15 protein-coding genes are annotated in these 11,698 nt (G+C 38.8%); 6 read left to right on the top strand and 9 right to left on the bottom strand.

Translation table 11 applies throughout. The features are described from left to right. Positions 1-240 precede the first annotated feature (240 nt). Positions 241-690 carry a spore coat protein GerQ gene (gerQ, locus tag KS419_RS03845; RefSeq protein WP_246593642.1) on the top strand — a complete coding sequence of 150 codons (450 nt, stop codon included), beginning with the start codon at positions 241-243 and terminating at the stop codon, positions 688-690. A 106-nt stretch (positions 691-796) separates the two neighbouring features. Here gerQ and KS419_RS03840 read toward each other — a convergent pair whose 3' ends face one another. Together KS419_RS03840 and KS419_RS03835 are read right to left on the bottom strand one after the other, a co-directional pair. Then, positions 797-1,171, bottom strand: coding sequence for a DUF423 domain-containing protein (locus KS419_RS03840; RefSeq protein WP_217064764.1), 375 nt, complete (start codon positions 1,169-1,171; stop codon positions 797-799). A gap of 88 nt (positions 1,172-1,259) precedes the next feature. Beyond that, positions 1,260-1,580, bottom strand: coding sequence for a hypothetical protein (locus KS419_RS03835; RefSeq protein WP_217064763.1), 321 nt, complete (start codon positions 1,578-1,580; stop codon positions 1,260-1,262). A gap of 124 nt (positions 1,581-1,704) precedes the next feature. Here KS419_RS03835 and KS419_RS03830 point away from each other — a divergent pair, with 124 nt between their 5' ends. Next, positions 1,705-2,328 (top strand): GNAT family N-acetyltransferase, encoded by a 624-nt coding sequence (locus KS419_RS03830; RefSeq protein ID WP_217064762.1) that lies wholly within the window; start codon positions 1,705-1,707, stop codon positions 2,326-2,328. 164 nt (positions 2,329-2,492) lie between these two features. On the opposite strand, the gene KS419_RS03825 is transcribed toward KS419_RS03830, so the two are convergent. The 6 genes from KS419_RS03825 to KS419_RS03800 all read right to left on the bottom strand — a co-directional run bounded on the left by KS419_RS03825 (position 2,493) and on the right by KS419_RS03800 (position 7,965). Continuing rightward, positions 2,493-2,792, bottom strand: coding sequence for a DUF5327 family protein (locus tag KS419_RS03825; RefSeq protein WP_217064761.1), 300 nt, complete (start codon positions 2,790-2,792; stop codon positions 2,493-2,495). A 46-nt stretch (positions 2,793-2,838) separates the two neighbouring features. Then, positions 2,839-4,629, bottom strand: coding sequence for a M3 family oligoendopeptidase (locus KS419_RS03820; protein WP_217064760.1), 1,791 nt, complete (start codon positions 4,627-4,629; stop codon positions 2,839-2,841). Positions 4,630-4,649: 20 nt separating this feature from the next. Next, the gene (locus KS419_RS03815; protein ID WP_380086659.1) at positions 4,650-5,342 is read right to left on the bottom strand and encodes an NAD(P)H-binding protein; all 693 of its coding nucleotides are present in this window, start codon (positions 5,340-5,342) and stop codon (positions 4,650-4,652) included. 168 nt (positions 5,343-5,510) lie between these two features. Then, the gene (locus tag KS419_RS03810; protein ID WP_217064758.1) at positions 5,511-6,383 is read right to left on the bottom strand and encodes an NAD(P)-dependent oxidoreductase; all 873 of its coding nucleotides are present in this window, start codon (positions 6,381-6,383) and stop codon (positions 5,511-5,513) included. Positions 6,384-6,415: 32 nt separating this feature from the next. Beyond that, positions 6,416-7,240 (bottom strand): aldo/keto reductase, encoded by an 825-nt coding sequence (locus KS419_RS03805; RefSeq protein ID WP_217064757.1) that lies wholly within the window; start codon positions 7,238-7,240, stop codon positions 6,416-6,418. A 32-nt stretch (positions 7,241-7,272) separates the two neighbouring features. Then, positions 7,273-7,965 (bottom strand): uracil-DNA glycosylase, encoded by a 693-nt coding sequence (locus KS419_RS03800; protein WP_217064756.1) that lies wholly within the window; start codon positions 7,963-7,965, stop codon positions 7,273-7,275. A 259-nt stretch (positions 7,966-8,224) separates the two neighbouring features. Between KS419_RS03800 and KS419_RS03795 the strand changes: the two genes are divergently transcribed. From KS419_RS03795 to bshB2, 4 genes are all read left to right on the top strand, one after another. Further along, positions 8,225-8,590, top strand: coding sequence for a response regulator (locus KS419_RS03795; protein ID WP_217064765.1), 366 nt, complete (start codon positions 8,225-8,227; stop codon positions 8,588-8,590). A 243-nt stretch (positions 8,591-8,833) separates the two neighbouring features. Beyond that, the gene (locus tag KS419_RS03790; RefSeq protein ID WP_217064755.1) at positions 8,834-9,793 is read left to right on the top strand and encodes an ATP-grasp domain-containing protein; all 960 of its coding nucleotides are present in this window, start codon (positions 8,834-8,836) and stop codon (positions 9,791-9,793) included. 96 nt (positions 9,794-9,889) lie between these two features. Continuing rightward, positions 9,890-10,240, top strand: a complete 351-nt coding sequence (locus KS419_RS03785; RefSeq protein WP_217064754.1) for a YojF family protein — start codon at positions 9,890-9,892, stop codon at positions 10,238-10,240. A gap of 55 nt (positions 10,241-10,295) precedes the next feature. Then, positions 10,296-10,961: a bacillithiol biosynthesis deacetylase BshB2 gene (gene bshB2 / locus KS419_RS03780; RefSeq protein WP_217064753.1), complete on the top strand. Its 666-nt coding sequence runs from the start codon at positions 10,296-10,298 to the stop codon at positions 10,959-10,961. Between the two features lie 108 nt (positions 10,962-11,069). On the opposite strand, the gene KS419_RS03775 is transcribed toward bshB2, so the two are convergent. Then, positions 11,070-11,582 (bottom strand): hypothetical protein, encoded by a 513-nt coding sequence (locus KS419_RS03775; protein ID WP_217064752.1) that lies wholly within the window; start codon positions 11,580-11,582, stop codon positions 11,070-11,072. Positions 11,583-11,698 lie beyond the last annotated feature (116 nt).

Below are 11,698 nucleotides of genomic sequence, written 5' to 3'. Positions count from 1 at the left end.
AGATTGCGACGGCTACGCTCATTGCTTAGGGACTGTAAAAGTGGAAAAACACCACTTTTTCAGTTCCCATGCGAGTAGGCGCTGGAGCTAGACAAAGAAAAGCGCAAGCGCCTATGGTCACGGGCGAAAGTAACTGAGTCTTTTCCTCAGCTTTACGGCGCTTGCACAAGACAACTTTACTTGTGTGTATAAGGAATTCTATCTTATCTTCTATCACTAATTAAAAGGAGTGAAACAACTATGTATCCACAGCAAGGTTACCCAGGTTATGGATTTTCTGGAGCAGGTTATGGGACACAGGGGGGAAGTTTTTTACCAGGTCAACAAGTCCCGGCACCTCCAGGGTATTATCAGCAATACCAAATGGCACAGCAAGCCCAACTCCAGCAACCACCTGGTCAACTCCCGTTAGAACAGTCTTATATTGAGAACATTCTCCGATTAAACAGGGGAAAAGTGGGAACATTCTATATGACTTTTGAGTACAATGAGCGCTGGAATGCCAAAGTATTTAAAGGGGTAATTGAAGCGGCTGGTCGGGATCACATTATTATTAGTGATCCACAAACCGGAAAGCGTTATTTATTACTTATGGTTAATTTAGATTATGTGACGTTTGATGAAGAATTGAAGTATGATGTGACCTTCGGTGGCGAAGACGCGGAAATTGATACTTATCCCCCACGTTAATGAATATTACTGTCAGCAGAGATACTATAAAGAAAAACACTATATAATGAATGAGAGAAACCTCCAGATTATGGATCCGGAGGTTTCCTTTTTATGCTCATTCCTTTTACAGTTGATTCCATGCAGCCAAAAACAACAGTCCCCATCCAACCAAAAAAGCGAGGCCCCCTATGGGAGTAATTGCACCTAAGATAGAAATACCGGTAACACTTAATACATATAAACTACCGGAAAAAATGATAATTCCCACCAAAAATGCCCAACCTGCACCATGTAATAATCCAGTGGCGTTTAAATGCTGAGTTAAAATGGCAACGGCAATGATTGCAAGGGAGTGAATCATATGATACTGTACTGCCGTTTCGTAAGTTGCCAGATACCCTCCCGCTTCTAACTTCGGTTTTAAGGCATGTGCTCCAAATGCCCCCAGCACCACAAACAAAAACGATGATATACTGCCTAACATTAAAAATAATTTCATCTAAAGTCTCCTTTGTTCAGGAATAGTTTTGAACAAAGGATATCATATCAACTTAAAAATTCCAAAATACATGTCTCCCTGCTTTCCCTTAACGATTCTTCAAAAATACTTTTAATGCTTTTTCCATGCGATCAGATTCTTCCTCATCCGTAGGGTGTACCACAATATGATCCCCAGTTACTTCAATATTCACATGACTAAAACCTTGTAGATTTAAGAAATCAGTAATAGCAGATGCATCCTCTTTTTGAACTAGAAAGGAGTGTTTCCCAATATAATCATCATTCACATAAAGGTCATAAGAATCTTCATTTAACTTCACATCTCTGCCATCGCCTTCTGATACACCTGGGAGTAAAAAAACTGGAACAATTCCAGGCATTCCTGTTGATGTATTATTGTAATACATTAATCAGCCCTCCTTTTCCTTTATTTTTTCCTGTACAATTAAAAAGCATGTATATTATTTGCACTAAAAAAATCTTTTCCTCTATAATCAAAACAATAAAACGTATTGAAAGTGGTGGGAGCAGTTGAAGGATACGATACATATTCGTCAGTATGAAATAAAGGATTTTGAAAAACTTCTAACCATTCAGAAAGAGGCATTTCCTCCTCCCTTTCCAGAGGAACTTTGGTGGAGTAAAGAACAAATTCAAGCACATGTAAATACATTTCCAAAGGGAGCAATGCTTGCTGAATGGAACGGGGAACCAGCCGGTTCTGCAACTTCCCTTCTGATTACATTTGATGGATCCTCCCATACTTGGGAGGAAGTAGCTGACAATGGATTTATTATAGGAAGTCACGACCCTAAAGGAGATACCCTCTATGGCATCGATGTTTGTGTCCGTCCAAAATTTCGTGGACGTGGTATTGCCGGCGCCTTATATCAAGCTAGAAAAAAACTTGTTATGGAATTAGGATTAAAACGATATATTGCCGGATGCCGAATTCCTGATTATCATAAATGGAAAGATGAGCTTACTGTTGAAGAATATGTAGACAATGTAAAAACTGGAAAGTTACACGATTTAGTCTTATCCTTTATGATCCGACAAGGCCTTCAGCCTCTACAAATTATGCCGGATTATTTAGAAGATGACGAATCATTAAATTACGGTGTTATCGTGGAATGGAAAAACCCAACCCTATAATTTTCATGGGTTGGGTTTTCTTGAGAAATAGAATAGTTTAACATTTAAATCTTTCTGCTGCGATCGTTTACTTTGATGGCAACACGGAATCGTATCACTTCAGCCATGCAACTACCTGTGAGTTTCACCCGTGACTAAGGTGCTTAGCCTTATCTTACAAAATTTTAGAAATCTAATAGGCTGTTACTTTTCGGTTCTTCATCCGGATCATATATGGATAAACGATCCCCTTTGGCGCCTGATTTATTAGTTTTCACATCGGCAACCGTAGCATGTTTAACAACAGGGGCTTTTGGAGCAGACGATGTTCTTTCCGAAGCAAGCAGTATATCACAAAATGACTTAATTGCTATCACTTGGTCATGGTAGGAAGTAGGTGATGTCTCCTCATTTAAAATGTTTGCCTTTAGCTTCTTCATTTCCTCTTCCATTTGTTCAATCAAAATATTAGCGGGGATGTTCACTAGATCACTCCCATTTCTTCAGTAAATGTCTTTCTTTTCCTCGTCATTATTTTTTTTCGGTAAGTTCCATAAATGTATTAAGATCCTCTTTTATTAGATCGATCGCCTTTTGCCAGAACTCAGGCTGTGTTAAGTCCACATCTAAGTGTTTTTTTGCCAAGTCTTCCACTTCCATACGCCCAGTATCTCTCAATAGGGAAATGTATCGTTCTTCAAAATCATTTCCACCCTCTGCTGCTTGTGCATAAATTCCCATACTGAACAAATAGCCGAACGTATAAGGGAAATTATAAAAGGGAACATAGGTGATATGAAAATGAAGTTTCGAAGCCCAGAAATGGGGGGAATACTCCCCTAAAGAATCACAGTATGCTTCCCTTTGTGCCTCCAACATCAATTCATTCAAACGCTGAACACTTACTAAACCTTTTTTTCTTTCCTCGTAAAACCTTGATTCAAACAGGAATCTGGCATGTATATTCATGAAAAAGGCGACACTGCGATTTAGTTTATCGTCTAACAATTGAATTTTTGCCTCTTCCGTCTTCGCATTTTTAACTGTAGCATCTGCCACTACCATTTCCGCAAATGTGGATGCTGTCTCTGCCACATTCATGGCGTAACGCTGTGCCATTTGCGGGAGATCGTTCATCACATGTTGGTGATATGCGTGACCAAGTTCATGAGCTAATGTAGCAACATTTGATGCAGATCCATCATACGTCATGAATATGCGTGACTCTTCACTCATTGGGAAGCTCGTACAGAATCCTCCAGGTCGCTTACCAGGACGGCTTTCCGCTTCAATCCAGCTTTTCTCAAAGGCCATTTGGGCAAAATCAGCCATCTTGGGACTGAATGCCCGGAATTGTTCGGTTATCATTTCTGCTGCCTGATCATAACTTACTTCTTCCACTTTATCAGATATGGGCGCCCCTATATCTACCATATCTAATTGTTTCAAATCCAATAATTGCGCCTTCCGTTCCATATATTTCACAAAATCACTTTTGTTTTTCGTGATCGTGTCCCACATAACATCCAGTGTTTTTTTCTTCATCCTGTTAAATTGTAAAGGTTCCTTCAGGACATCTTCCCAACCTCGTGCTTCATATGTTTTCAGGCGGAATCCTGCAAGGTGGTTAAGGGTATTGGCAAAAAGGTCCGACTCCTTTGCCCATGCTTTTTCATATTCCTGGAACGCATGTTTTCGAACATCTCTATTTTTGTCGTTCATTTTATTGGCGGCCTGACCTACAGAATATGTTTTTGTCTCTCCGTTTTCCTCCATTTCCACGGTCATTCTGCCAACAATGGTATTGTAGAAATCACCCCACGCATGGTATCCATCAATGGATAATGCTTGGATTAGTTTCTCTTTGTCTCCACTAAGTTTTTCCTTGGCCTGATCACGACGCTCATTTAAGTTGAAAAGTATTTCTTTCATCTCGTCCAATTGAATAAATCGCTCCCACTCTTCTCCGTTAAAGGTTAGGAGTTGCTCGTCAATCGTCGTCATGATGGCAGAAAACAAAGAAGATAATTGTTTAATGCGTCCAGTCAACAGCTTTGCTTCTTCATCTTTGACATTTTGAGAAGCGAGACAGGAAACAAAAGCTCCTGCTTCCCGCACTTTCTTTCCAATCTCCTGAGTATGTACAACCGAATTTGCCCATTGCTCAACTGTAGAACTTCCTGCTTTTTGCTGATCAAGATTTGCGGAGAATGATGTTAACTCCACTTCCACCTCATCTAAAAATTGTTTGAATTCTGGAGAATTACTCCCCCCAGGAAAAATTGAATCTAAGTCCCAAACTTGTTTATATTGTTGTGTCATGTTAGCCCCCTGTTAAGAATTTAGTTATCCTGTAATAAAACTTTACCTAACTGTCTAATTTTGTCCGATTCATAAATGTGTACTCCACTACTCTTTTCTTGGGCAATGGCACACATGGACATAGCCACATATTTCCCTTTAATTGGCTTGTATTTTTCATAAGGGCCAATAAGGAGAAAGGAAAATGGTTTCCCAACCCATTCAGCAGTTTTTTCTCCAATACGGAAATCTCTTCTCTTTCCAACAAGAAGAGACGGGCGAAAAATATGCAACGAAGGAAAATCCAATGTTACCAACTCTTCTTCCAGTTTTCCCTTTACACGGCTGTAAAAAAAGGTCGCATCCCGATCTGAACCGATAGCAGTAACAATCAAAAATTGCTTTACACCTATTTCCTTTGCTAAATTTGCTAATTTCAATGGATAGACATAGTCCACTTTCACAAACTTTTTCCTGCTTTTAGCCTTTTTCATTGTTGTACCTAAACAGACAAACACATCATCCACATCTGCAACTAGTGTCCCATACTTTTCAAGTTTCTCGAAATCAATAATGTGTTCCTCCACACCTTGGATACCAGAAAAAGGTGTTTTCCGTCTGGAGATCACTTTTATCACGTCATAAACTCTGCTGTCCAACAATTCTTTGACTAATTCTTGCCCTACAAGACCAGTTGCACCTGCTACCAATGCTTTTTTTTTCAAACCGTTCACCTCTACCTCATAAACCGTAATTAGTTACAATGTATCATGAATACTTGGAAAAATGAAAGAATTTATGTTGCTTATGTATTCTTATCATAGGAAAAACGCCAGTTCATGATGGCACTCCCCAGCGTTTATTTTTATGATTGATAATCGAATGTTATTAAATAAAGTACCTTAACCTCTTACATAGTATTTATAGATGGCCTGAGTTCCAGAGTTTTCTTCTCCACCTATCGCTAATTCTTCATATAACTGTTTAGCTAATGAAAGACCAGGTAATTCTAGTTCCATCTCTTCCGCTGAATCTAGTGCAATCTTCATATCTTTGATAAAGTGTTTGATATAAAATCCAGGTTCAAAATCCCCGTCGAGCATTCTAGGCGCTAATTTAGACAGAGAAAAACTTCCCGCTGCTCCAGTTGAAATACTTTCAAGTACCTTCCTTTGGTCTAACCCCGCTTTTTTGGCATATGCCAGTGATTCCGCCACTCCCATCATCGTACTGGCAATAGCAATTTGATTGGCCATTTTTGTATACTGTCCTGATCCTGCTGGACCTTGATATTGAATATTTTCCCCCAACAATGAAAAAATTGGCATTACCGTTTGAAACGCTTTTTGATCTCCACCTACCATAATGGCAAGCCGTGCTTCCCTTGCTCCAATATCCCCGCCAGAAACAGGTGCATCCAGTGTAAAAATACCTCTCCCTTTACCTGTACTATGAATTTTTTGAGCTAATTGGGGAGTAGACGTTGTCATATCAATTACATATGATCCCGGTTTTGCATTACTTAATATTCCATTTTCTCCTAAATAAACTTCTTCCACATCATAAGGGTAACCTACAATCGTAATAATGACATCCGAGCGTTTAGCAAGCTCGGCAACTGTTTCACACCAACGGGCTCCTTGACGTAGCAATTCGTCTGTTTTGCCCTTCGTTCGGTTATACACTTGAACGTCATATCCCCCTTTTATTAGGTGTGAAGCCATACTCTTCCCCATGACACCTGTCCCGATAAAACCTACATTCTTAAATTTCATTTTTGGCTTTGCTCCTCTCTAGTGGATGTTTCTTAAAAAGTATCTGGGTCAGGACCAAATCGTTTATTTTCATTAAAACTTTCCAGTATTTTTATATCTTCTTCCGTCAGTTCAAAATCAAAGATGTCCCCGTTAGATTCAATTCGTGATGGAGTCACGGACTTTGGTATGGTCACCACTTCTTTTTGAAGATCCCAACGCAAAATGATTTGAGCCGGAGTTTTACCATGTTTTTCAGCTAGCTCTACTAGTCTTGGGTCATTTAGGATATGCCCCCGTGTTAATGGGCTCCACGCTTGTAACTGAATATCATTTTCCTTACAGTAATTATGAAGTTCATTCTGTGTCAAAAGGGGATGGAATTCCACTTGATTTACGGTAGGTTTCACGTTTGCATTACTAAGCAAATCCTCTAAATGATGAATATTAAAATTACTTACCCCTATAGCCCGAACTTTACCCTCTTCATAAATTTTCTCCATCGCTTTCCAAGTGTCTATATATTTTCCGGAAACAGGCCAATGGACAAGATAAAGATCAATTACTTCTAATCCTAACTTCTCTCTGCTCTCTTCAAATGCTTTAAGAGTTTCCTCATACCCCTGTTTATCGTTCCATACTTTTGTCGTCACAAAAATTTCTTCCCTCGGAATGGAAGATTGGCGGATTGCCTCCCCTACCCCTATTTCATTATCATAAAATGCAGCAGTATCAATGCTTCTGTATCCTTTCTCTAGGGCCACTTTAATTGCTTCCTTCACTTCTTCACCATCGGCAGCTTTATATACTCCCAATCCAAGCCATGGAAGTTCTACCCCATTATTTAATGTTACCTTCGATTGAATTGATAATTGCATTGGAATCCTCCTCTTTTGTAAATTATTGTGCATCATCTTTTTAAATCATTATTTAAGGGTATTTCCCAATCTACCTCTCCTAAGCCTTGTTCTTGTAAAAATGCATTTGTCTTTGAAAAGGGACGACTACCAAAGAATCCACGGTGAGCTGACAATGGACTTGGATGTGGGGAACGGATAATCAAATGCTGCTTATTAGTAATAAGGAATGCTTTTCCTTGAGCGTGTTTTCCCCAAAGAATGAAAACAACTGGCTCTTTCTTCTTGTTTAATAAAGAAATAACTCGATCTGTAAACTGTTCCCACCCTGCCTTTTGGTGGGAGTAAGCATCCCCTCCCCTTACCGTTAAAACGGTATTTAATAATAGAACCCCTTCTTTAGCCCATTTCATTAAATAGCCATGATTAGGGATGGGAAATCCTAAGTCATCTTGTAGTTCTTTATAAATATTATTTAGTGAAGGAGGAGTTTTCACTTCTGGTTGAACAGAAAAACTTAAACCATGTGCTTGCCCCTTCCCATGATAAGGATCTTGTCCAAGAATGACCACTTTTGTAGATTCATATGTAGTTGTATTTAGTGCGTGAAAGATATTTTCTCTGTTCGGATAAACAACCGTCTGGCCGTACTCTTCTTTCAAAAACTGTTGTAACTGGAGAAAATACGGTTTTTCCCGTTCCTTCATTAATAATTCTTCCCAATCCGTTTTTATCTTAGGTAACACTGTTAACCACCCTCACTATGTATGGTGCCATTTAACTGGCGCTTTGTTCATTTCGCTCCTTTGAAAAAATAGTATTACTCTTCAAAATGCATTCCGCATCTCCTTACATTATTTAATGACTTATATAAAGCTATAAAATAAATAGCTACGATTAATAGGTATTTTGTAATGTGATATCATTGACACGTTATACCATTAGCACTATATTTAAAGGAAGATAAAAACTGGTAAAGACATACGGACTGTAGAGGAGGCAAATATATTGACGAAACTATTAATTACAGATGATGCAGCCTTTATGAGAATGACTTTAAAACGTATTGTAACTAGTGCTGGTTACGATGTAGTTGGGGAAGCTGCAAATGGTCAAGAAGCCGTAGATCTATATAAGGAATTGAATCCAGACATTGTTACAATGGATATCACCATGCCAACGATGGATGGGATTGAAGCACTTCAGGAGATAAAAAAAACTGACCCTAATGCAAAAGTAATCATGTGTTCTGCCATGGGACAACAGGCAAAAATTGTTGAAGCTATTCAACATGGAGCACTAGATTTCATCGTTAAACCGTTTGATCACTCCCGTATCATAGAAGCATTAAAAAAAGCATCCGACCGATGAAATAATACCTAACTTGTTCCCGAATGGAATGTTTCTGCTTAAAGGCAAAAACCATTCTAGTTTCAAGGGAACTTTTTTGTCCCCTATATTCCTCCATTATCGCTAAAAATCCATTCCATCCAACTAACTATATTATACTTTCATGTGATACAAACAACAAACTACAGGGTTAAGAGTATAAATGATACAATAAAAATTAAACAGAAGTGTAGCTATTATATTATTTCTTTGGGGGTTACATAAATGAGTAAAATATATATATTACATGAGAATGATGAGTGGACGAAGCCATTACTCGATGCATTAAGTGACTTAAAAGTTCCTTTTGAAGACTGGCATCTACACCAGGGTATCGTCCCATTGGAAGAATCTCCTCCAACAGGAGTATATTATAATCGAATGAGTGCATCCTCTCACTCAAGGGGCCACCGTTATGCACCGGAACTAACCCACGCTGTGTTAACTTGGCTTGAGGGGTATGGTCGAAGGGTACTAAATGGAAGAAATGCATTACAGTTAGAACTTAGTAAAGTTGCTCAATATGAAGCATTAAAACGATACGATATTTTAACACCAAAAACAACAGCAGCTGTAGGCGATGAAGCCATCCTTTCTTCTGCGGAGAATTTTCCTTCCCCTTTTATTACGAAACATAACCGGGCCGGAAAAGGATTGGGTGTTCATAAATTTGATTCCAGTAAAACATTAGATTCCTGGATTCAAGGCAATAAACTAGAGCCGTCTGTTGACGGAGTAATGCTTCTTCAAGAATATATTCAGTCACCTAATCAAACCATTACAAGGTGTGAATTTGTTGGTGGGAAGTTCATGTATGCAGTACGTGTAGATACATCGGAAGGGTTTGAACTTTGTCCCGCTGAAGCTTGCACTATTGGAGAACAATTCTGTCCCACAGACAGTAATGGGAATGAGAAAAATAACGTTTCCATTCGTCCCAAATTTGAAATTATAGATCATTTCTCTAGTCCATTAATTGAAAAGTATGAAGAATTTCTCCGTTGTGAAGGGATTTATTTTGCAGGAATAGAAAATATTACGGATGAATCAGGTCAGGTTTTCACATACGACGTAAATACGAATACAAATTATAATCCACAGGCAGAGGCTATTGCGGGGATTTATGGAATGAAAGAAGTTGCTCTTACACTTAAAAAAGAATTAGCCAAAGTTAACAACACATAAGCAAATTGAACGACAAATATGTTCTTATTTAGTAGACTATGTTTAATAAAAGCTTGACTATGGAATAACTTTATTTGATTTCAGGAGGGATATACATTGAAGCCAATTGATCCGCAAATGGCACAAAAAACACTCTCAGACTTAAAGGGAAAACAATTATACGTCCATTTAGAAACAACAAACGGTGCCTATGCTTCCCATCGAAATCAATCCTTTTTATCGGCAGGAACGTTTATTAGAAATGTTCAACTTACTTTCTTGAATGGGACTATTAAAGGACATGGACCCTATCGCATTGGCATGGAGACAGAATTAGGTTATGTTTATGCAGAAGGGTTAACGGACTGGAAAATCAATAAAAAGGGCCAGGTGTTATTTGCAGGACATGATAAGGACGGAAAATTGGCTATTGCTTTCCAACTAAGTGAAACACCTTTCCCAAAATAAAAGTCGAGATACATTCTTTACTCTCGGGCCAACCCTTCAAAAGGAAGTGAATGTTATGGAGCGTCATATTTTAGTAGTTTTTCCACATCCAGATGATGAAGCATTCGGAGTTGCTGGAACCATCTTATCTTATACTTCAGCAGGAACTCCAGTAACATATATTTGTCTTACATTAGGGGAAATGGGCAGAAACATGGGAAGACCCCTTTTCGCCGACAGGGAAACTTTACCGGAAATCCGAAAAAAGGAGCTCCTCGAAGCTTGTAAGCTTTTAGGTATTAAGGATTTACGTCCATTTGGTATGCGGGATAAGATGATCGAATTTACTGATCAGCAATTACTTATTCAGAGATTATATAATACTATCATTGAAATAAAACCTTCCTTAATCATCACCTTTTATCCAGGTTATGCCGTTCACCCTGACCATGACGCTACAGGAGCAGCGGTAATTCAGGCAGTAAAACGGCTACCAGTAGAGGAACAACCTGTTGTTCATGCCGTCGCTTTTTCTGAAGGCTGTGAAGCTGTTATTGGCGAGCCAGATATAATCATTGACATAAAGGAATTTGCGGACAAAAAACTTAAGGTGATTGAAGCACATCAATCACAAACAGCGGGAATGATTGAGGCCATGAAAGAACATTATGAAAATGGGGATGAAGAAGTAAAAGAGCGGCTTACGAAGGAACGGTTCTGGACGTATCCGATAGAGGAATAATAAACGGCGAGCATTCCCTAGAGAATGGCTCGCCGTTTATTTTGCCATGAAAAGTTTAATAGGTATATAGTACAACATAAGACATGGATTCCTTCCCATTTTACTTTTTTATAAATGCTTTTCCAATCTGTCATATTTATAAGGCAGAGATTCACCCGTCATATCTTTTAGAATAGGGAGGAGTTTTTTAGTAGAGAGTACAGCAAAAGTAAATACACGATATTTGTTCGGAAACTTTGCAGTAATTTCAACCACTAACCGTTCCGAATCTTGTCTTACGATTTGATCCGATTCGATTACCGTCTTAATTCTTCGTAATAATGGTACAAATAAAACAAAATTCTTTGTTAGAACAAGATACCCTCTTTTTTCCTGCTGCATTCGGATAGCATCAACGATGATGATGGGTTCCTCTTTTACCATTGCCCTCACTTTATTTTTCACAAAATACCGACAGAGAAAGTCTACTCCAAAAGTCAAAAGGAAAGCAAGGATAACACTTACTACTCCGTAAGCCCAGTTCCACTGCCAGAGAAAGATACTCCCTAAAAGACCAAATAATAACCAGTTCAAAATATACCATAAATACTTATCCGAAAAAGGTCTTCCATGTTTCAACATATCCTCACCTCCTTTTTTGGAAGGCTTTGTTATCGTTCAATGTTGATTTTTGCGAAATTCACTCCCTTTCCGCGGGCGGTTCGGGAGCCTCCTCGGTGTTTCACACCTTGCGGGGT

It is taken from the genome of Evansella tamaricis (assembly GCF_019042215.1).
Classification (GTDB): Bacteria; Bacillota; Bacilli; order Bacillales; family Salisediminibacteriaceae; genus Evansella; species Evansella tamaricis.
This window is presented reverse-complemented; position numbering and strand designations above follow the sequence as displayed.

Excerpts from the sequence above, each read along its gene's own strand:
- gerQ (WP_246593642.1), top strand. The coding sequence starts at position 241 with ATGTATCCACAGCAAGGTTACCCAGGTTATGGATTTTCTGGAGCAGGT.
- KS419_RS03840 (WP_217064764.1), bottom strand. The coding sequence starts at position 1,171 with ATGAAATTATTTTTAATGTTAGGCAGTATATCATCGTTTTTGTTTGTG.
- KS419_RS03835 (WP_217064763.1), bottom strand. The coding sequence starts at position 1,580 with ATGTATTACAATAATACATCAACAGGAATGCCTGGAATTGTTCCAGTT.
- KS419_RS03820 (WP_217064760.1), bottom strand. The coding sequence starts at position 4,629 with ATGACACAACAATATAAACAAGTTTGGGACTTAGATTCAATTTTTCCT.
- KS419_RS03810 (WP_217064758.1), bottom strand. The coding sequence starts at position 6,383 with ATGAAATTTAAGAATGTAGGTTTTATCGGGACAGGTGTCATGGGGAAG.
- KS419_RS03805 (WP_217064757.1), bottom strand. The coding sequence starts at position 7,240 with ATGCAATTATCAATTCAATCGAAGGTAACATTAAATAATGGGGTAGAA.
- KS419_RS03790 (WP_217064755.1), top strand. The coding sequence starts at position 8,834 with ATGAGTAAAATATATATATTACATGAGAATGATGAGTGGACGAAGCCA.
- bshB2 (WP_217064753.1), top strand. The coding sequence starts at position 10,296 with ATGGAGCGTCATATTTTAGTAGTTTTTCCACATCCAGATGATGAAGCA.
- KS419_RS03775 (WP_217064752.1), bottom strand. The coding sequence starts at position 11,582 with ATGTTGAAACATGGAAGACCTTTTTCGGATAAGTATTTATGGTATATT.